A 20,755-nucleotide genomic window follows, 5' to 3' on the forward strand; every position below is an offset into this window, starting at 1 on the left:
TAATTGAAAATCCGCTTTAGAGGTTTTTAATGATAACATGGTGATTTAACATTTAAAAAAATCGCCGTTTGGCGATTTTAAAAATACGTATGTGTTGCATTTATATTTTTAATTTGGGAAAAACCAGTCAAAACTGGTTTTTTTAGTTAATTTTTTTGGACTGAAAATTTTATTTTTTATTGTAATTTAGCCCTAGCGCATTTAAAATTACTTGGATTACAAAGTTAAATGGCTTATTGTAGTGAGGCAAGAAGTAAAAATCTGAAAGAGCAATTTCTGGTAATTTTAGACCTTTTTGAATTGCTAGTGAAAGGAAATAAATTACTTCAGTGTGGTTATATTCTTTTCCATATGAACCAATTTGAGCCCCTATTAATTTTAGACTTGGTTTGTCATAAGCGATTTTGATTCATACTTTAGATTTATTTTGCATAAATTCTGGGCGATCTCAGTCTTCGAGATATTCAACACCAACATTATCCAAGCCCATTTTTGGACAAGCATTTTCACAATACCCAGTTGAGGCATAATTAAATCCAAAAACAGAAATTGCATTTGTTCCAACATAACCTGGGAAAGGAATATCTTCACGTCCTGCGATGTGGAAAGCAGCAACTATCCCTGATTTTACGGCATTTGTTGCAAGAGCAATGTGAGCGTGTTGTTTAGTTACATTGTGAACCATTGAAGCTGAATCACCAATTACATAAAGATCTTTATCACTTAGGCAACGTTGGAATTCATCAACTTTGACTGCACCATTAGCAGTTTTTTCAACGTCTGTTAAGATTTTAGTATTTGGCGAAAATCCAATAGCTAAAATTACTAAATCGGCAGCATATTTGCCTTTGTCTGTCTCAACAAAAGCAACTTTTTTTCCACTTTCATCGGCAATAAAGCGAACAACTTTTTGATTAAATTGTAAATTAATACCTTCTTCAACAATTTTATCCTCAATTTTTTGAGTAAATTCCTTATCAAAATAATTAGGGATAATTCTATCTTGCATGTCAATTAGTGTTGTTTTTTTGCCATATTTGTGAAAAGCTTCAAGTAATTCAATACCAATGTAACCACCACCGATAATAATTACATTTTTAATTGTTGGATCAACAGCTTTTGCTTTAATTTCTTGTGCGTGAGTAAATGTTTTTGAAACTAAAATATTTTCAAGATTAATCCCCTCAAAAGGTGGAATAATCGGCCAAGTTCCGCCGGCAAAAACTAATTTATCATAGCTGTCTTTAAAAATTTCGCCACTAACTAAATTTTTAACGGTAATAATTTTATTTTCACGGTCAATTTCGAGAACATCATGCTGTAAATGAACATCGATTCCCATTGATTTTAATTGTTCAGGACTTGAATAAAAAAGTCCAGATGGATCACTAAATTCATCAGAAACTCAAAGTGCAATTCCACAACCTAAAAACGAAATGTCAGTATTTCTATCATATGAGACAAGTTCTGCTTGTGGGTAAATAGTTTTTAGGGTTCTTAAAAATGAAGTTCCGGCATGGTTAGTTCCAATTGATATTATTTTCATAAAATCTCCTATTTTTTGTTTTTTCGGGAGTAAAAAAAATTAAATTTAATTTTATTAAATTATACAATGTTTTTCCAATTTTTTATTAAAATTACGTTATAATTTACAAAATAATGATTAAGATAAAGGGTTGCTAAAAAGCGTTAAAATAAAAAATCTTCGAAATTTTAGAAAAAACTGCTAAATTTCGAAGATTTTTCCACTTTTTTGCTAAAAAATTAATCATTTATGCATTTGCTTAATAAAAAAATTGCTGCTGTTTCAGAGCGTAAAATTCTTTTGCCTAAAGACACAACTTTAAAATCAAATTTTTGGGCTAAATCTATCTCTGATTGGTCAAAACCGCCTTCAGGACCGATTATTATAATTGTATCATTTTGCGATTGGTCTATTTTTGTCTGGCTTTTTTGCCCTTCAAAGGCGATTAATTTTTGACTAAAATTACTTGAATTTTTTAAAATATCACTGTAATTTATAGGTAAATTTATTTTTGGAATCAAATTTCGAAAACTCTGTTGTGCGCTATGGAGACAAATTTGTTCTCATCTTTTTAATTTTTTTCTTAAGTCTCCTTCTAATTTTTGACTTACATTTTTACTAAGAAACGGTCAAATTTCACTGGCTCCAATTTCAACTGCTTTTTGAATTGCAAATTCAAAGGATTTTGTCTTTAGAATTGCAAGTGCTAAAATAACCTTGTTTTTAGGTTCATTATTTATTTCAAGTTTTTCAATAATTTCAGCTTTGTTTGAATTTTGAACTAATTTTGTAAGATAAAATTCACCTTTGTAAACACAGATAAAATTTTCGTTTTTGATTCGCACAACTTTAATATGATTTAAATTTAAATCATCAAGAATAAAAAAATTTTCTTGTTTTTCACTAACAAAAAAACGGAACATAGATAAAATTTTATTATAAAATTTTACAAATCCTAAAAATTAAGTAAAATTATTATTATAAGGATATAACAAATGAAAAAATTATCAGCTAATGAAGTTCGTCAACTTTGATTTGATTTTTTTCAACTAAAAAATCATCTTCTTATAGAATCTAAACCCCTTGTTCCCCAAAATGATGATTCACTTCTTTGAATCAATTCAGGGGTTGCGGCGTTAAAAGATTATTTTATTGGTAAAAAAATTCCACCTTCAAAACGACTTGTTAATTCGCAAAAAGCACTAAGAACTAATGATATTGAAAATGTTGGTCAAACCTCAAGACATCATACTTTGTTTGAAATGTTAGGAAATTTTTCGATTGGTGACTATTTTAAACTTGAAGCGATTGATTTTGCCTTTGAATTTTTGACTAAATGATTAGAATTAGACCCTGAAAAACTTTATATAACATATTATGATAGTGATTTTGAGACTTTAAATAAATGGAAAAGTTTAGGTTTTCCTGAAAATAGACTTATTCCTGGTGGTAAAAAAACTAATTTTTGAGACTTAGGTCAAGGCCCTTGCGGCCCATGTACCGAAATTTATTTTGACCGTGGTGAAAAATTTGATGCTCGTGGTGATGAGTTAATAAGAAAAGACATCGAAAATGACCGTTTTATTGAAATTTGAAACATTGTTTTTTCAGAATTTAATAACGACGGTGCGCAAAATTATTCGCCATTAATGTCAAAAAATATTGATACTGGTGCAGGTTTTGAAAGAATCGTCTCAATTTTGCAAAATGGTCCAACTAATTATGACACAGATCTTTTTTTACCAATTATTGCAGAAATTCAAAAGTACACTAATTTTAAATACGATATTGAAAATTATTTTAAAAAAGATCCAAAACAAGCCCAAATTAATAAAAGTTTTAGACTAATTGCCGACCACATTCGCGCAATAAGTGCCGCAGTAAATGATGGAGTTATGCCATCAAATTTACACCGAGGCTATATAATTAGGCGTTTAATTAGAAGAGCTTATTGAAACGGGAAAAAATTAGGAATTTCAGAAGAGTTTTTACACAAATTGGTTCCAATTGTGGCTAAAACACTAGACTCTAATTTTGATATTGAAAAAATTGAGTCCGTGATTTACCATGAAGAAAAAAACTTTATAAAAACTCTTGAAATTGGTCATGAACTTTTAGAAAATGAGATAAAAAAAACTGAAGGTCAAATTTCTCCAGAAATTGTTTTTAAACTTTTTGTTACTTACGGATTTCCTCCTGAACTAACTCAGGAAATTCTTCAAGAAAAAAATATTAGTTTTGACCTTAAATCATTAGAAGAATATCGCGAAAAACACGCTCAAATTTCCCGGGCAAATATCAAAAAAGGTATGGGAAAAGTTATTGATTCTTTAAATCAAGTTACATCACAAATTTCAGAATTTATAGGTTATGAATTTCACAAAACAGAAACAAAAATTGCTTTTTTAGCAAATCAATTTAATGAAATTGACCAAACTAACGAGGGTGAAATTTCATATGCAATTTTTGAAAAAACTCCATTTTATGCAACAGCGGGTGGTCAAAAACATGATCAAGGATATATAATTCAAAATGGCAAAAAAATTGAAATTATTGATGTTTTTAAAGACAAATTTTTAAATAATGTCCATGTTTTTGAAGGTGAACTATCAAAAAATTTACCGGTAATTTTAGAACTAAATTCAGACAACCGCTTAAAATTAGAACGAAACCATTCGGCAACTCACCTTTTATTTGCTTCACTTCGGGCAGAATTTGGCCCTCAAATTAAGCAACTTGGTTCTGATAATAATGAAGAAAGACTGACTTTTGACTTTCCTTGTGCTCAAAAACCTTCAAAAGAACAAATAAAATCTGTTGAAAACCGTGTAAATTCATATATAAGTCAACAAGTTCGGCGTGAATATTTGGTAACAAACCTAGAAAAAGCCCAAAAACTAAATGCAATTATGACATTAGAAGAATCAGAATACATGGATCCTAATGCGCTTCGGCTTGTGGTTTTTCCTAGAATTACAACAGATTTATGTGGCGGAACTCACATTCAAAACACTAAATTATTAGAAAAATTCACAATTTTATCCTGCCAAACTAAGGGTTCAGGAATTTACCGGATTCGTGCTGTTAGCTCTTTTGCTAAAAATGTTGAGTTTTTAGAACAAAATATTGAACTCTTGAAGTTTCAAATTACTTCATTAGTTAATAAAATTGCAAAAATTAGTCAAGATTTTACCTTTGATTTTCCAAGTTTTACTGATTTAGATTCAGAATTTGAGCACTTAACAAAAATTGAAGAAGACCTTAAAGAACAATATAAAAAAATCTTAAAAAATCAAGATATTTCTCAATCATTAGAATTAAATTCAGAAAATTTTGTTGACATTAATCAAAATAAGTTTTACATTGATTTGGAATTTAATTCCAAAAACTTAAAACAATCAGCAGCTACTTTTAGGCAAAAAAACCCAAAATCAACCTTTATTTTAGCTACAAATCTTGAAGACGAAAATTATTTAATTACAGTTGCATCTTTTAACTTAGAATCAAATATCATTCTTGAAAAAATTCTAGAAATTTTTGATGGTGCAGGGGGTGGAAATTCTAAAATAGCTCAGGCAAAAATCAAGAAAAAACCTATAAAAGACGATATAATTAAGCTTTTATGAGCATTAGACCCAGAGTTTTAGCACTTGATTTAGGGGTTAAGTCTTGCGGCTTTGCAATTTCTGATTCAGATTGGAAAATTTCACTACCCCTTGAGCAATATAATTTTAATAGGTATGATTTTGCAAGAGTTATCGCGCGAATTGGTTTTTGATTGGATCAATATTCTATTTCTACTCTTGTTTTAGGTTATCCTTTAACTTTATCAGGTAAAATTTCTCCAAGAACAATTATGGTCGAAGAATTCGCCCAATTAATAAAAAAACACTATCAAATACAGCTTTTTTTTCAAGATGAGCGACTTTCTTCCAAGGAGGCCAACTCAATTTTAATTGACTCAGGTTTGTCCTTTAAAAAAAGGCAAAAAATTATTGACAAATTAGCAGCTCAAATTATACTTGAAAGATTTTTACAAACACAAAATGCATATGAAAAATAAAAAAACTTTAACTCAAGAACCAATAAACCTTTCAGACCCACAGCGAGTAATAATCGCAAAAGAAATTTCAAATTCAACAAATCCAGCTTATGAAAAACTTTATTCACTTTTTTATACTGAATTTGAAGATTTACGAATTTTTTCTGTTGTTTTTGATGAGAAAAAAAATATTCTTGCTTTTGAAATTGACAGAAATACTTGAGAAACTACAAAAACCTTTGTTGAATTTGACGACCAAACAATTGAAATTCTAGAGATGCAAATTAATGAATTTTTTGATACAAATAAGTTCATATTTGAAGATAAGCCAATTGATCCTTTTACTTTTTTTAATAATTTCTCGCCTGAAACCGAATATGATGATATAATTGAGGAACTTAGTGATAAAGAAGCAATTAGAGTTCCTGAATTAAAAAATAAAACAAAAAAAGCTATAAAATCAAAGGTAAATTAAGATGAAACTAATTGTTGGACTTGGTAATCCAGGCGAAAAATATGCTCAAACAAAACATAATGTGGGATTTTGAGTTCTTGATTTATTAGCTGAAAAACTCGGATTGACCTTTGATCAAAAAACTGAAAATGGCGTTTTTTGTAAAACAAGTGATTTTATTCTTGCAAAACCAACAACATATATGAATAAATCAGGTGATTTTGTCTTTGAATTAGTCCAATTTTACAAAATTAATATTTTGGATGTGATAATTGTTTATGATGATATGAATTTTGAAATTGGCCAGGCACTAATTAGAGCAACAGGAAGCGCAGGCGGGCAGAGAGGTATGGAAAATATTATTGAAAAATGTGGTACTAAAGATATAAAAAGGCTTAAAATTGGTATTTCCCGCGCCGAAAATTCTAAAGAATACGTCCTTAGTCCTTTTGAAAATCAAGCCAAAATTAAAATTAAACAAGTTATTGACCAAGCTGCTGACATTCTTATTTTTTATTTATCAAATAGTTTTATGACCACGGTTCAAAAATTTAATGCTAACAAAAACAAAGCCTAAAGAAAAATTTTTAATTGCAGTTTCTGGCGGCTCTGATTCAATGTTTTTGCTTGACAAATATAAAAATAAAGATATAATTGTTGTTCATGTCAATTATAATTTAAGGCCACAGGCTATTTTTGAAACTTTATTAGTCGCAAAATTTTGCCAAAAATATAATTTAATGCTTAAAATTTTATCCTTCGATAGTTTTTCTGTTTCAGGAAATTTGCAGGCAAATTTAAGAAAGGTTCGTTACGAGTTTTTTTACCGAGTTTATACACATTTTAGATGCACAAAATTACTTGTAGCTCATCACTGAAATGATTTTGTTGAAACAATTTTTTTGCAAAAAGAACAAAAAAAGCTAGTAACATTTTGGGGAATCCGCAGACAAAATTTCCTTTTTGGAATGCAAATCTCAAGACCACTTTTGTATTTTTACACAAAAAAAAGAATTCTTAATAGTTGTAAAAAAAGAAAAATCCCTTATCTTGATGATGATTCAAATTTCACAAACAAATATAGAAGGAACGCGATTCGCTTTAAATTACAAAAATTAAGCACTTTTTCTTTATTTTTTACTTTTTCTGTTCATTTCATTGCAAATTTTTTTAAATTAATAGAACTAAAAAAAAATTATAAAACTCTTGAAAAGTGGAAAAATACAGAATACCATGCTTATTTTTTCCAAAAAATTCGAAAAAAACCAGAAATTATCTTTTTATATTTGCACCAAAATTTTGACAATATTAAATTATCAAAGGGAAAAATCAATTCAATAATTGACTTTATTAGTTCTAAAACACCCAATGGATCGTTTTTAATAAAAAAAAATAACTATATAATTAAAAAAAAACTAAAAATATATGCAAAATCTAGTAAAATTTAGTAAGATTTGTTGAACTAGAAAGGAAAATCATGCAAGTAAAACAAAAAAGGAAACCATCGGCCGGTTGAATTGTTCTTTTAATTTTGGCTTTAGCAGGAATTGCTTATCTTATGTATTATTATTTGCAACCCAGGCTTACTGTTAAAAGCTTATCTCATTTCGAAGAACAGCTAATTAAAAATGCCCAAAACACAACCGATAATAATTTCTTTTACTCAATTATTTTTGATATTAATGCTTATCGAATTCGTGTAGTTGAATCTGAAGGAGGAAATGCAATTGCTTATTCGGTAATAGCAAATCCTGCTGTTATTACAAAATTCCAATCTGGTGCTGCTGAACTTAGCCCCGTGATTAAAAATCAACTTCAAAATTCGAATATTACAACATATTCAGAATTAGTTTCACTTTCAGTTAAAACAGCTGCGTCAAATTATACAAATCTTACAGATGCAACAAAGAGTCTTCTTAATAGTCTTTATAATTCAATTGGCGCAACAGTACCCGATAATAATATCTATTTGCCTTCTTTTTCTTCAGCCGATAGACCATCTACAACAATTTTACAATATATTCTCTCATTTCTCCCAGCACTTTTACCAGTTTTATTATTTGCTTTTTTATTTTTCCGTGTGAACAAAAATTCTCAAGGAGGTTCAGGATTTTTCAATCCAGGGAAAAATCAAGCAATCCGTATTAAATCTGATAAAAAATACACTGATGTTGCAGGAAATGTTGAGGCCAAAGAGGAAATTTCTGAATTTATCGACTACTTAAAAAATCCTGGTCGTTATTCTAGCGCTGGTGCAAAAATTCCACGTGGAATTTTGCTAGGAGGTCCTCCGGGAACAGGAAAAACATTACTTGCAAAAGCTACCGCAGGTGAGGCAAATGTACCTTTTTTCTTCATTTCTGCATCTAATTTTGTGGAATTATATGTTGGAGTTGGAGCAAAAAGGGTGCGTGAATTATTTAGAGATGCACGAAATGACTCTCCGGCGATAATTTTTATTGATGAGCTTGATGCAATTGGACGCTCCCGTGGTTCAGGAATTGGCGGTGGTAATGACGAAAGAGAACAAACACTAAATCAACTTCTAGTTGAAATGGACGGTATGGTTGAAAATACCGGACTTTTAGTAATAGCAGCAACAAATAGAACCGATGTTCTTGATCCAGCCCTTTTACGTCCAGGTCGTTTTGACCGTTCAATAATTGTTGGGCTTCCTGATGTTAGAGAACGTGAAGAAATTTTAAGATTGCATGCAAAAGGTAAAAGAATTTCTAAAAATATTACACTTGCAAATATTGCCAAAAGAACTCCTGGATTTTCAGGAGCCCAATTAGAAAATGTTATAAATGAAGCAACACTTTTATCAGTTCGTGAAAAAACTCAAGTCATTACAAGTGAGCAAATTGACGAGGCAATTGACCGAGTAATTGGTGGGCCTGCCAAGAAAAATCGCGTAATAACTGAAAAAGAAAGAATAATGGTTGCTTATCATGAAGCTGGGCATGCCGTTGTTGGTTTAAAATTAAGATCCGGGGTAAAAGTTCAAAAAATTACAATTGTTCCTCGTGGAAATACCGGTGGTTATAATTTAATGCTTCCTGAAGAAGAAAAATATAACAGTACAAAATCAGAACTTTTAGCAACAATTGCGGCATTTATGGGTGGTCGAGCAGCTGAAGAAATAAAATATGGCGAACAAGAAATTTCTACTGGTGCTGGTAATGATATTGAAAAAGCTACAAAAATTGCCCGTAAAATGGTTACCGAACTTGGAATGTCATCACTTGGTCCAATTCAGTATGAGCAAGATCAATCATCGCCATTTTTAGGAAGAGATTATATAAAAAATACATCATTTTCTTCAAAAGTTGGTCACGAAATTGATATTGAAATTCGCCAAATTATTTCTAATGCTTATAAACAAGCTTCTGAGACAATTAAAAATAATTTAGATTTGCTTGAATTAATCAAGGATACTTTATTAGAAAAAGAGACAATTGTTTATGAAGAAATTCAACAACTAGCCGAAACTCTTGAGCCACTTCCAAAATCAGACCCAGTTCAAACTAGTGCTATAAAACCTTCTGATATTTTGAATGAACTTTTATCAGTAGACCCAGATCCTGAAGAAAATTTAGTTGAAAATCCTGAACAAAAATCAGAAGAAAATCTTGAACAGAAATCAGAAGAAAATCTTGAACAGAAATCAGAAAAAACCCCTGAACAAAACCCTGAACAAAATCAAGAAGAAAATTCAGACTCTACCCCAAATCAAGACTAATTAAAATTTTCTTCATTTTTATTTAAAATTTAGAAATACTGAAAATAGTTTCAGAATTAAATTGACGTTTTAAGGAATAAGACTATGTCAAAATTAAACGACCAACAACAATTTCGCCTTGAAAAACTTAAAAATTTACAGTCCAATGGATTTAATTATCCAAAATCAATTTTCTTGCATGATAATTTGGATGAAATAATTAAACAATATCAACAAAAAAGCCATGATTTTTTTGTTGAGAACCAAATTAAAGTCGCTTTTGCAGGTCGTCTTATTCGCCAACGCTCCCCGTTTTTCATTATTTATAGTCAATCATTAGAATTTCAAGTGTATGCAAATAAGGATTTTCAAACACAAAATCAGTTTATTTTTTCAAATTTAGACCTTGGTGACATAGTTGAAATTTCTGGATATTTATTTAAAACTAAAACAAATCAAATAAGTCTTAAAGCAGAAACTTTTTCAATTTTAGCAAAATCACTCCACCCATTGCCTGATCAATATTATGGAATTGAAAATGCTGATGATAAATATCGTAAGCGATATTTAGATTTGTTAGTAAATGAAAAATCAAGGCAAACTTTTATTGTTAGAAGCAAAATTATCTCCTTAATTCGTAAGTTTTTTGACTCACAAGGATTTTTAGAAGTTGACACTCCTGTTTTGCAACCAGTTTTAGGTGGCGCTTCGGCTAAACCGTTTGTAACATTTTATAATTCATTAAGTCAAAATTTTTACTTACGAATTGCAACTGAATTGCCGTTAAAAAAATTGTTAGTTGGTGGAATTGATGCTGTTTATGAAATTGGGAAAATTTTTCGTAATGAAGGTTTTGACACAACTCATAATCCCGAATTTACCTCAATTGAATTTTACCAGGCCTATTCAGATTTAAACAGGATAATGGATCAAACTGAGAATTTAATTCGTTTTTTGTTTGAAGAACTTGGATTAAATCAATTAGATCACTCATATGGTGAAAATAAAATTGATTTTTCACAAAAATTTGCCCGATATGATATGGTTCAAATTACCTCTGAAAAAATGGGCTTTGACCTAAAAAGTGCAAATTTTTCTGAACTTGTTGAATTAGCTAAAAAAAATGCTATAAAAATCGAGCCCTTTTTTACAAAAGGACACTTAATTAACGAATTTTTTGAAAAATTTGTTGAACCTACACTAATAAATCCGACTTTTATTACCGGTCATCCTATTGAAATTTCGCCTCTGGCAAAATCTGACCCCAAAAACCCAAATTTCACACTCAGAGCCGAGCTGTTTATTGCTACAAAAGAATTTGCAAATATGTTTGACGAATTAAATGATCCTATTGACCAACTAAGTCGTTTTCGTGCTCAAATGGCTGAAAAAGAACAAGGAAATAATGAAGCTAGTGAAATTGACTATGAATTTGTTCAAGCCCTTGAACACGGAATGCCCCCTGCGGCCGGATGTGGAATTGGAATTGATCGTCTTGTAATGCTTTTGACAAATAATGTGTCTATTCGCTCTGTAATTTTATTCCCGCAACTAAAATCTAAAAAGGACTAAAATGAAACTATTTTTTGCTTTTGATCTTGATGGCACACTTTTGCGTTATGACAATACAATTCACCCTGAAAATGTTAAAATGCTAAAAAAACTCTATGAATTAGGGCATATTTTGGTTGTTGCAACTGGAAGAGGACTTTCAGCCTGCATAGATTTAGCAAAACAATACCCATATTTTCACTACCTAGTTTCAAATAATGGAACATTAGTTTATGATATTGCAACTAAAAAAACAATAAATAACGGAACACTAAAAAAGCAAGTTGCCTTTGATTTATTTCAAGATTGTCAAGAATCTAATTCAATTTGTGCATTTTCTACCCCACATCGACTTTTTGAATATTGTTCGCAAAAAAGTTATGACTGGCTAAAAAAGCAACATATAATGGATTTAAATTATTACACTAAAGTAAATAATTTTGAAATTTTAGAAATTATTGAAACTGATCCCATAACTCAAATTGCTTTTCGAAATGATGAAAAATTAATAAAAGATTTGTATAAAAAATGGTCTAAAAAACTGGAAAATCATTATAAAGTAACAATAACTAACAGAATTTTTCTTGATATAAACCCATTAAACGTTGATAAAGCAAGTGCAATTTCAGATTTATTAGTTAAAAATGATCTAACAACTGACCATTTAGTTGCTTTTGGTGATAGTTCAAATGATTTTCAAATGATAAAACTAGCCCGATACGGTTTTGCTATGCAAGATGCAACTCCTGATTTAATTGAGGTAGCCTCGAGAAAAATTGGCAGTTGTAAATCTGACACAATCGCAAGAACTATCGATATTCTTTTAGAAAATCAAGACAAATTATTCTCTGCCTAAAATTTATGAAATTTAAAAAAAAGCTTCTTGAATCAATCAACAAGAAGCTTTTATTTTTAAAATAAACCTTAAATTCTTAGTTAATTTCTTTACGAATTTTGTCAACAAAAAATTTAGTGATAACATAAGGCCGAGTTATCATTGAACCAACAACGACTGAATGGGCGCCAATTTTAAAAGCGTCAATTACATTTTGAGGCTCATTAAAACCACCTTCAGCAACAACTTCTATACCGGTATTGCGCACTTTTTGAACCATTCAGCGTAAAAACTGGTAATTATTTTCAATATTATTGTGGTTTTTTGTTGTTTCTGTATAACCGCGTAAAGTTGGGGCAACATAGTCAAATTTTAATCTAATTGCATTTTCAACATCTTCATAGTCAGCACAATCTGCAAGTAAATATTGGTTCTTTTTTCGATTTTTATGAAAAAAATCAACAATTTCATCAAGATTTTCTGCCGGTCTGTTGCGCAAAGTTGCATCAATTGCTATTATTTGGTTATCAAATTGCATTAATTCTTTGAGTTCACTCAAAGTTGGAGTAATAAAAACGCTTGAATTTGTGTATGTTTTTTTAATTAAAGAAATTAACGGTACTTTTTGGTTTAACTCAAAAAAATCTCTGACATTGTCAATTTGTGAAGTTCTAATACCATCAGCCCCACCTAAAAGCGCAGCTTTCATCATTTTTTGCATTATTTTTGCCCCAAAAAGCGGCTCATCTTCGAGCGCTTGACATGAGACAATAAAACTATTTTTTAAAAGACGCATTTTTTTACCTTTTAATTAGTGATTTTTGCTAATTTTTCTTTTATTTTTTCATATTCAACTAATTTTTCGTTTTGAGCTTTTTCAATTTGAGAAAATTCTTGATTTGATTGGATTGTCTCATTTTCTCTATAGTTAGGATGTCCAAAAATTAGAATTTGATACCATTTTGGCATTAAATTTGGAACAGTTTTTGCAACTTTTTTTGCAACTTTTTGCAACTTAGAATCATTTTTTGCAATTTGCTTTTCTAAGGCAATTAGCTGATCAAATTCAGGTGTTTTTGTTCAAATTGTTAAATTTGTTAAGTTTTTCTCTTTTTTACTAAAGAAAGTATAAACTAGAGATCCAAAATAACCAAAAATAATTGTAAGGAAAAAGGAAATTAGCGCTACATATTCGCTAGCAAATTGAATTACTAAATTTTCGGGAACAAGTCTTTTGTTTGTAAAGATTCATAAAAATAAAGCAGTAATAAAAGCAACACTAATTCCAAGAACAGCGCCAAAAGAATTTGTTCTTCGAGTTAGAATTCCTAACATATAAACCGCACCAATTGGCACACCAAAAAGTCCAACTATTGCAAGGAAAAGGTCAAATAAATTAGTTTGTCCTGAATATGTCAAAAGAAAAGCAACTAACATTCCTTGAATTCCAAAAAATGTAATTAAAATTTTTGAAATAATCAACATTATTCGGTCTTTTATAGGTGCTTTTTTCCGGAATTTACGAATTGGTTGAATAAAATCACTAACAATAACATTAACTAGCGAGTTCATTGAAGATGAAATTGTCGATTGACTTGCGGCAAAAACTGCGGCAATAATCAAACCAGAAAGACCGGTTGGTAAGACTTTTATGATGAAAAATGAAAGAAGTTGATTATTTGCCGCACCTTCGCGACCAACAATTTGGTCAATTGCATTTTTGGCATCAACATCAAAACCTTGCGATTTAAAGTAACTATATAACATTGAACCAACGCCATAAAACACAAAAATAGTAATAAAAGTTAAAATTGCATTAATATAGATAGTTTTATTAGTTCCTGAAATGAATTTTGAGGTTTTATATCTTTGGACAATATCCTGAGATGCCGTATAGGAGAAAATAGTTTCGACATATTTTCCTAGAAAAAGAAGGAACATACCACCACTAGCGGCACTTATTTTTCATTGACCGGCGTTAAAAATTGACTGATAAATATCATTTTTACTTCAATCAGTTTGAACTAATCCAAAAATGAGGATGCAAATAATTCCTAAAAGTAAAACGAGACCTTGGATTGCATCAGTTCACAAAACACCTTTAAAACCACCTAAAAAAGTGTTTAAAATTACGACTATTGCCATAATTCCGATGATTAAATAAATATCTAAATCAACAAAAAGTGACAAAGTCAGTGCCGGAATATATAAAACAATTGCAATCCGAAAAATGTGAAAAATAGCAAACAAACCGCCACTTAAAGCCCGAATTAAATAATTATAACGACTTTCAAGATAAGCATAGGCAGTATTTGCAGTAATTTGTCGATAAAAAGGGATAATTCATTTAATTAAAACCGGAGTTATCAAAATTATTGCTACTTGGCCGACAGATCACATTCATCCTGTTTTAAAAGCAAGTCCGGGAAGACCTAAAAATGTAAGGGACGAAAGCCCGGTAGCCCAAATTGAAAGAGCAATAACAATTGATGGAACTTTAATTGACTTTGCTACTAAATAAGAATCAGTGCTTTTTTGCTTATTATTTTTTTCTTGATACCAAAAAAATAATCCAAGCAATAGCATTGAAAGCATATAAATTGCTAAAATAATTCAATCAGTTGTTGAAAAACTTGATTTAGTTTCTTCCATATTTTCCCCCTTTCTCAACTTTTTATAATTAAAAATTTGAAAAAGTTGAACCTAGTCTAGAAATTTTTCTTTAATTTCAACTGCCTTTTGATTTAATGTTTTGCTGTCAATTTTTTTAAAAGGAAGGCGATTATAACCAGCATCAACACCATAAAGTTGCATAATTGCTTTGATTGTTTGCATTAGTCCAACTTCCAAAAGTGATTGAATATAGTCATTATAAACATGAATTTCATTTTTAAAGGCTAGTAAATCACCTTTTTTTGCCAAATCAAGAATTTTTCTTGCCTTAATTGCGTTTGTATTATAAGTTGAACCGATAAATCCACGAGCCCCTAAAAGGTAAGCAAGTCCAAAAGCTTCATCAAAAGCATACATTCAATTTTTTTCTGGATAAGTTTTGATTAGTCTTTCGAACAAAAAGATGTCATTTGAGCCAAATTTGCAGCCAATAACATTTTTAAGATTTAAAATGCTACCAAATTGCTCAATGTTAATTTTTGAACCTGCAAGTTGGGGCAAGTAATAAATAAACATCGATAAATCAACGTTTTTTGCAATTTCTTCGTAGTAGTTTTTGATTTCATCAAAAGAAAAATTATAATAAAAAGGTGTGATTGCGCTGATTGCATCAAAACCAAGTTCTTTAGCTTTTTTTCCTAGTTGGATTGCTTCTTCAAGATTTAAACTTCCAATCTGAGCAATTAAAGTTACCTTATTTTTTGCTTTTTTAGCTACAATTTCATAAATTTTTTGTCGTTCTTCAACAGACATTAACAAAAATTCACCTGTTGATCCAGTGACATAAAGACCGTCAACCCTTTGGACATTAATTAAAAAATCAAGAATATCTTCAAGATTTTTAGTCATAAGTTCGCCTTTTTCATTAAAAGGACTTATTAAAGCGGGGAAAAATCCATGATATTTTTCCATAATAGCCTCCTTTTTATAGAAAAATCTTTTATATTGATTTTCCTATTTTTTGTATATAAAATAATTATATATAAAAAAACCCGTATTTTTTTAAAACGGGATTTTTCTTTATTTTTGTTAATTTTTGTTAATTTATCTACTGAAGATTAAATTTTTGCCTTAAAAGATAAAAAGCACCGAGCATACCGGCATTATTTTTGGATTCTGCGATCAAAAGCTCGCATTTATAAGGAGTTTGTTCTAACATTTTTAGGAATTTTTGCTGAATTTTTGCAAAGTATTTCTTATTTATATAGGAAAAACCGCCTCCAATAAAGATTTTTTCTAAATTTTGAAAAATTGCAAGTTGATAGGTAAAGTCAACAACTTTTTGGAAATAGTCATCAATCATTTTTTGAAAATTAACGTTACTTTTGTATAAATTATCAAACTTTTCATATTCAGAAATTCTAATATTATAAAGTTTATTAATTTCTTTGTCAAGCAAACTAAAAGAAAGTCAATCATCAAGTCTTTGACCCTCATAAATTAGATAACCAAATTCACCAGCAAGAAAATTTTCACCTCGAATTAATTCATCCTTGACAATTCCAATTCCAACGCCAGTCCCTAAAGTAACTGTTGCGTAATTTTTTAGGCCTTTGTGATAAAATTTTTCAGAAATTGCAGCGGCATTTGCGTCATTTTCGACAACAACAGGCAAATTAAATTTTTTTTCTAAAATAGAAAAATCGCTGCCGAAATATGGTAAAGTTTTATGATTTACAAAAATAATTTTCTTTTTTTCAACATCAACCCCGCCCATTGTAGCAATAGCGATTCCTTTTATGTCTTTAGAAAAATCTGACTTTTCTAAAATTGAGTTGATAATTTCCTCTAAATTCTCTAGAATTGAACTGATATTGGTTTTAAAAGTTTTTGTTTGGTGAAAAAAATTGTTATTATCAATAATTCCCATTTTAATGTTTGTGCCGCCAATATCAAAAAGAATGAATTTGTCCATTTTGCCTCTCTTTTTTAAAATAACCTTTATTTTTATAGCATTTTTTAAATTTTGCTAGTATAAATTTGGTTGTTTCTTTTAAAAATTATAACTTATAAAAGCAAAATAAATTAGGATAATAATAAATCAGTGCCAAAAATTTTTTTGAAATTATAGTAATTCCAAGCTAATTCGAAAAATCAAGATTTATGATAAAATAATTTATTAATTGCTTAATTAATTAAATTGGTCTTGTAGGATTTAAAGGCGATAGAGATTTACTCGTTAAAAACTAAAAAAACTGTTTGAATTAGTTTTGCAAGATTTAATAGCTAAAAAATTAGAATCAATTAGGGAAAATAGAAACCTATATTGAAATTATTAGATTTTACTTAATAAAAAAGTAATTATGGATGGAAAAAAAGAGACTAATTTGCATTTATGAAACTAACACCGCAACAACAGAAAGTGATTAATTTAGCATTAAAAGGCAAAAATGTTCTGGTTGATGGTTGCATTGGGAGTGGAAAAACAACAGTAATTCAAGCTTTGTGTAATCGATTTCCAGGTAAAGAGATTTTGTACTTAACCTACAATTGACTATTAAAAATTGAAGCTCAAAATAAGATTAAAAAGAAAAAAATTACGGTAGAAGATTATCATGGATTTGCGCGTTCAATGTTACCCAAACAACATCGTTCTTCCGGGAATCCAATTAAAATATTTTTAGACCATGATATATCTGTTGGAACCTTTGATGTTTTATTAATTGACGAGTATCAAGATATTGGGTTTCTAATATCCTTGTTATTAGAAAGAATAAAAACACAAAATCCTAACATCCAAATTGTTGCTGTTGGGGATATTAAACAAAAAATTTATGATAACACTAAATTAGATGTTGAGAATTTTATTGATAAATTTTTAGTATCATATAAAAAATGTTCATTAACACTTTCTTTTACAATGCCTAAAGATTATGCTAATATGTTGAGTAAAGTTTGGAATAAAACAATTAATGGGGTTAATGAAAATTGCCAGGTCGAATATATGGACCTTGACCAAATTAAGGAATTTTTATCTAAGCAAAAACCTTCAGATATCTTATGTTTAGGCAAAAATGATGGACAAATGTCAAAAGTACTAAATTATCTTGAAAAAAATCATAGTGCTATTTTTGATAAAAAAACCGTTTATGTTTCTACAAGAGAAAGAGATGTAAATTTGTTTCCCAAAAAAGATTCGGCTATTTTTACAACATTCGATAGCTCAAAATGGATAAAAAGACCTATTTGTGTTATTTTTGATTTTACTGAAAGTTATTGATTTAAACGTTTAGAAAAGATAGATAGTAATTATGAAATTTTAAGAAATCTATTTTGTGTAGCGGCAAGTAGAGGAAAAGAAAAAATCATATTCTTAAAGCCACCTGACCATGACGAAGATAAAATATTTGACAAAGATACTCTTATAAAAACCCTATCTAGTGAACCTCAAAAAGATAGGCTAGAAAAATATTCAATGTCAACAATGTTTCAAAATAATTATGATGAAGATAAAATCGAAATGCGTCAAATGCTTGATGTAGAACAAATTCATACTGATGATAAAACCGTAATAGAGGTAAAAAACCTCGATGGGTTTATCGATCTTAGTCCATGTATTGGGATTTTTCTTGAAGCAAATTATTTTAATAGCTACTATATGGTTAAGAAAATTTGAAATTTAATTCCAAACTACCATGATAAGAACCAGGAATCACCACGACGAGACGAATACAATGATTTTATTGATATTAAAAATAGAAAATCATTAAACGATTTAATACTATTTTATCGTTATTTGCAAACAGGCAAAGAAAGATATATTGAACAAGCGCAACGAAATTTTGTCAATGATAAAGCTATTCAACAAATGCACAAAAGATTATCAGAGGAGCTTAGTAGGAACGAAAAAATTCAAGAACCCTGCTCCTTAGAATTTAATAATAACATAAATAATTTTACAATGAAAGTTAGCGGAAAAGCTGATGTTATCAAGGATGAAATAGTTTATGAACTTAAATTTGTTAGCGATTTAACAACTGCTCATTTTTTACAAACCGCTTCATATATGCTAGCCTTAGAAAAGGAAGAAGGTATATTGTGGAATGTTAAAAAAAATGAAAAGTACAAAATTAAAATCAAAAATCAAGAAAATTTTAGAGTTAAACTTGCAGAAACAATCTCTAAAGGCCGGTATAAAGAAAAAAATCTCAATCAAAATCAAGCCAAAAAAAGATCATGGAGCATATGAAAACTATTGAGAATCAACAAATTACTGATTTGAATCAAAAATTTGCTATAAATTAACGTAGAAACAAATCTTCAAAATAAGATTTTTCTATCGGATTTATAATTGCTAACAGCACTAATTTTAATTTACTTGATAGTGCAACGTATATTTATAGTATTTTAGGTACAGTTCCTGTTAATTTAAAAAACAAAACGTTTGGATAAAAAGTCATAAAGAAATGATTTTTAGGTTAAAAAATTTCTTAAAATATCACGATATAAAAGACTTATTTTGAGGCGCAAACTTTGATTTTACACAAAATATTTAAAAAAGAATGGTTTTAACGCCTTAAATTAGCATAAAAATTTGCTCGTGTGATCAAATTTAGCGCACAATTGTTCATTATTAAAGATAAAATGCCGTCATACGATCATGCTAAAGTAGGAATTTTTATTATTTTCCTAGACAAAATCGTGAAAAAATTGAATCAAGCAAGTTTTCATCGTCCGTTCTGCCAAAAATAGTTTGCAATTCTCTTCAAGCGTTACGCAAATCTACAATTGCAATTTCAGGCCCAAAACCAGATTCTAGACTATTTTTGGCTTCAATAATCGCTGTTTTTGCCAATTCTATCTGTGAAATTTGGAATGAATTAGCGACAAACTGATTTTCTTTTCCCAAAAAGGCAAAAATAGTTTTAATTTTGTCAATTAAGCTATCAATTTGTTTGTTTTTAGCACTAATTAATATTTTATCAGCAAATTCTTCCTTATTTTCAATAAGGTCAGATTTATTATAGACTTGTAAATATACTTGATTTTCGCTAATTTTTTCACCTAAATCAAGATGTTTAGATTTTTTTTGACTTGCATCAATAACATGTAAAATTAAATCAGATTTTTCCATGTTTTCAAAAGTTTTACTAATTCCAATTTGCTCAATTTTTTGCTTAGTTTTTCTAATTCCGGCAGTATCAAAAACTTTAAAAAGCAAATTGTCAATCACAAAATTACCTTCAACAATATCGCGAGTTGTTCCAGGAATTTCACTTATTATCGCCTTATTTTCGTCAATTAAAACATTTAGAAGCGAGGACTTGCCGCTATTGGGTTCGCCAATTAAAGATGTCCTTATTCCTTCATAAATTAGTCTTGAATTATCGGCTATTTTTATTAATTCATTAAAATTTTTTATTAATTCATCAATTTTAGGAATAAGAATCTGATTTGTTAGAATTTCAACATCATCATATTCGGGGTAATCAATATTTACCTCAATAGTCCCGATAATTTCCTCGATTTGCTGGATTAGTTTTTTAATAAAGTTTGAACTTACACCAGAAAACTGTTTAAGAGCAACATTGTGTTGCGATTTAACTTGAGCATGAATTAAATCATTAATCGCTTGAGCTTTAACAAGGTCAATTTTCCCATTTAAAAAAGCACGTAAACTGAACTCTCCAGGATTTGCAAGTCTAGCGAGTTTAGTTTTTAAAATAGTTTCAAGAATTAAATTTGTATTTAAAACTCCGCCATGAGCGTTTATTTCTACAGTTTCTTCACCGACAAAATTTTTATTTCCAGCAAATCATAAAACTAAAACTTGATCAATTTTAGTTTGATTATCATGAATTCAGCCAAAAGTTATTTCCATGGAATTGCCAATTTTCCCGGTAAAAATTTTTTCCATGATCTTAAAGGCATTTGGCCCTGAAATTCTAATGATCGAAATTGCTTGATTTATTGTCCCTGAAGCAATCGCACAAATAGTATCAAAAACCATTTAA

General features: G+C 29.4%; 16 protein-coding genes. 9 read left to right on the top strand and 7 right to left on the bottom strand.

What is annotated here, in order from left to right:
- Positions 1-169: 169 nt before the first annotated feature.
- Positions 170-1,546 carry an FAD-dependent oxidoreductase gene (locus MOSC01_RS0101385; RefSeq protein WP_010321034.1) on the bottom strand — a complete coding sequence of 459 codons (1,377 nt, stop codon included), beginning with the start codon at positions 1,544-1,546 and terminating at the stop codon, positions 170-172.
- 218 nt (positions 1,547-1,764) lie between these two features.
- The gene (locus MOSC01_RS0101395) at positions 1,765-2,448 is read right to left on the bottom strand and encodes a 16S rRNA (uracil(1498)-N(3))-methyltransferase (protein ID WP_010321035.1); all 684 of its coding nucleotides are present in this window, start codon (positions 2,446-2,448) and stop codon (positions 1,765-1,767) included.
- A gap of 72 nt (positions 2,449-2,520) precedes the next feature.
- On the opposite strand from MOSC01_RS0101395, the gene alaS reads away from it, so the two are divergent.
- The 8 genes from alaS to MOSC01_RS0101435 all read left to right on the top strand — a co-directional run bounded on the left by alaS (position 2,521) and on the right by MOSC01_RS0101435 (position 12,149).
- The gene (alaS, locus tag MOSC01_RS0101400; RefSeq protein ID WP_010321036.1) at positions 2,521-5,172 is read left to right on the top strand and encodes an alanine--tRNA ligase; all 2,652 of its coding nucleotides are present in this window, start codon (positions 2,521-2,523) and stop codon (positions 5,170-5,172) included.
- Positions 5,148-5,588: a Holliday junction resolvase RuvX gene (ruvX, locus tag MOSC01_RS0101405; RefSeq protein WP_010321037.1), complete on the top strand. Its 441-nt coding sequence runs from the start codon at positions 5,148-5,150 to the stop codon at positions 5,586-5,588. The genes alaS and ruvX overlap by 25 nt, the downstream gene beginning before the upstream one ends.
- Complete coding sequence (locus MOSC01_RS04120; RefSeq protein ID WP_010321038.1) at positions 5,578-6,042, top strand: hypothetical protein; 465 nt, start codon at positions 5,578-5,580, stop codon at positions 6,040-6,042. The genes ruvX and MOSC01_RS04120 overlap by 11 nt, the downstream gene beginning before the upstream one ends.
- Before the next feature lies 1 nt (position 6,043).
- Positions 6,044-6,598, top strand: coding sequence for an aminoacyl-tRNA hydrolase (pth, locus tag MOSC01_RS0101415; RefSeq protein ID WP_010321039.1), 555 nt, complete (start codon positions 6,044-6,046; stop codon positions 6,596-6,598).
- Positions 6,576-7,469, top strand: coding sequence for a tRNA lysidine(34) synthetase TilS (tilS, locus tag MOSC01_RS0101420; protein ID WP_010321040.1), 894 nt, complete (start codon positions 6,576-6,578; stop codon positions 7,467-7,469). The genes pth and tilS overlap by 23 nt, the downstream gene beginning before the upstream one ends.
- A 29-nt stretch (positions 7,470-7,498) precedes the next feature.
- Positions 7,499-9,763 (top strand): ATP-dependent zinc metalloprotease FtsH, encoded by a 2,265-nt coding sequence (gene ftsH / locus MOSC01_RS0101425; RefSeq protein ID WP_010321041.1) that lies wholly within the window; start codon positions 7,499-7,501, stop codon positions 9,761-9,763.
- 84 nt (positions 9,764-9,847) lie between these two features.
- Entirely contained in the window at positions 9,848-11,314 is a 1,467-nt protein-coding gene (gene lysS / locus MOSC01_RS0101430) for a lysine--tRNA ligase (protein ID WP_010321042.1), read from the top strand.
- Between the two features lies 1 nt (position 11,315).
- Complete coding sequence (locus tag MOSC01_RS0101435) at positions 11,316-12,149, top strand: HAD family hydrolase (protein ID WP_010321043.1); 834 nt, start codon at positions 11,316-11,318, stop codon at positions 12,147-12,149.
- A gap of 76 nt (positions 12,150-12,225) precedes the next feature.
- Here MOSC01_RS0101435 and MOSC01_RS0101440 read toward each other — a convergent pair whose 3' ends face one another.
- The 4 genes from MOSC01_RS0101440 to MOSC01_RS0101455 all read right to left on the bottom strand — a co-directional run bounded on the left by MOSC01_RS0101440 (position 12,226) and on the right by MOSC01_RS0101455 (position 16,716).
- On the bottom strand, positions 12,226-12,924 hold the full coding sequence (locus tag MOSC01_RS0101440; protein ID WP_010321044.1) for an N-acetylmannosamine-6-phosphate 2-epimerase: 699 nt from the start codon (positions 12,922-12,924) through the stop codon (positions 12,226-12,228).
- 11 nt (positions 12,925-12,935) lie between these two features.
- Positions 12,936-14,780: a sodium:solute symporter family transporter gene (locus MOSC01_RS0101445; protein ID WP_010321045.1), complete on the bottom strand. Its 1,845-nt coding sequence runs from the start codon at positions 14,778-14,780 to the stop codon at positions 12,936-12,938.
- 51 nt (positions 14,781-14,831) lie between these two features.
- Entirely contained in the window at positions 14,832-15,713 is an 882-nt protein-coding gene (locus MOSC01_RS0101450; protein ID WP_010321046.1) for an N-acetylneuraminate lyase, read from the bottom strand.
- Between the two features lie 136 nt (positions 15,714-15,849).
- Positions 15,850-16,716, bottom strand: coding sequence for an ROK family protein (locus MOSC01_RS0101455; RefSeq protein ID WP_010321047.1), 867 nt, complete (start codon positions 16,714-16,716; stop codon positions 15,850-15,852).
- Positions 16,717-17,136: 420 nt separating this feature from the next.
- Here MOSC01_RS0101455 and MOSC01_RS0101460 point away from each other — a divergent pair, with 420 nt between their 5' ends.
- The gene (locus MOSC01_RS0101460) at positions 17,137-19,041 is read left to right on the top strand and encodes an AAA family ATPase (protein WP_010321048.1); all 1,905 of its coding nucleotides are present in this window, start codon (positions 17,137-17,139) and stop codon (positions 19,039-19,041) included.
- A 381-nt stretch (positions 19,042-19,422) separates the two neighbouring features.
- Here MOSC01_RS0101460 and mnmE read toward each other — a convergent pair whose 3' ends face one another.
- Positions 19,423-20,751: a tRNA uridine-5-carboxymethylaminomethyl(34) synthesis GTPase MnmE gene (gene mnmE, locus MOSC01_RS0101465; protein WP_010321049.1), complete on the bottom strand. Its 1,329-nt coding sequence runs from the start codon at positions 20,749-20,751 to the stop codon at positions 19,423-19,425.
- Positions 20,752-20,755 lie beyond the last annotated feature (4 nt).

This window comes from Mesomycoplasma ovipneumoniae SC01, from assembly GCF_000218525.1.
Classification (GTDB): Bacteria; Bacillota_I; Bacilli_A; order Mycoplasmatales; family Metamycoplasmataceae; genus Mesomycoplasma; species Mesomycoplasma ovipneumoniae_A.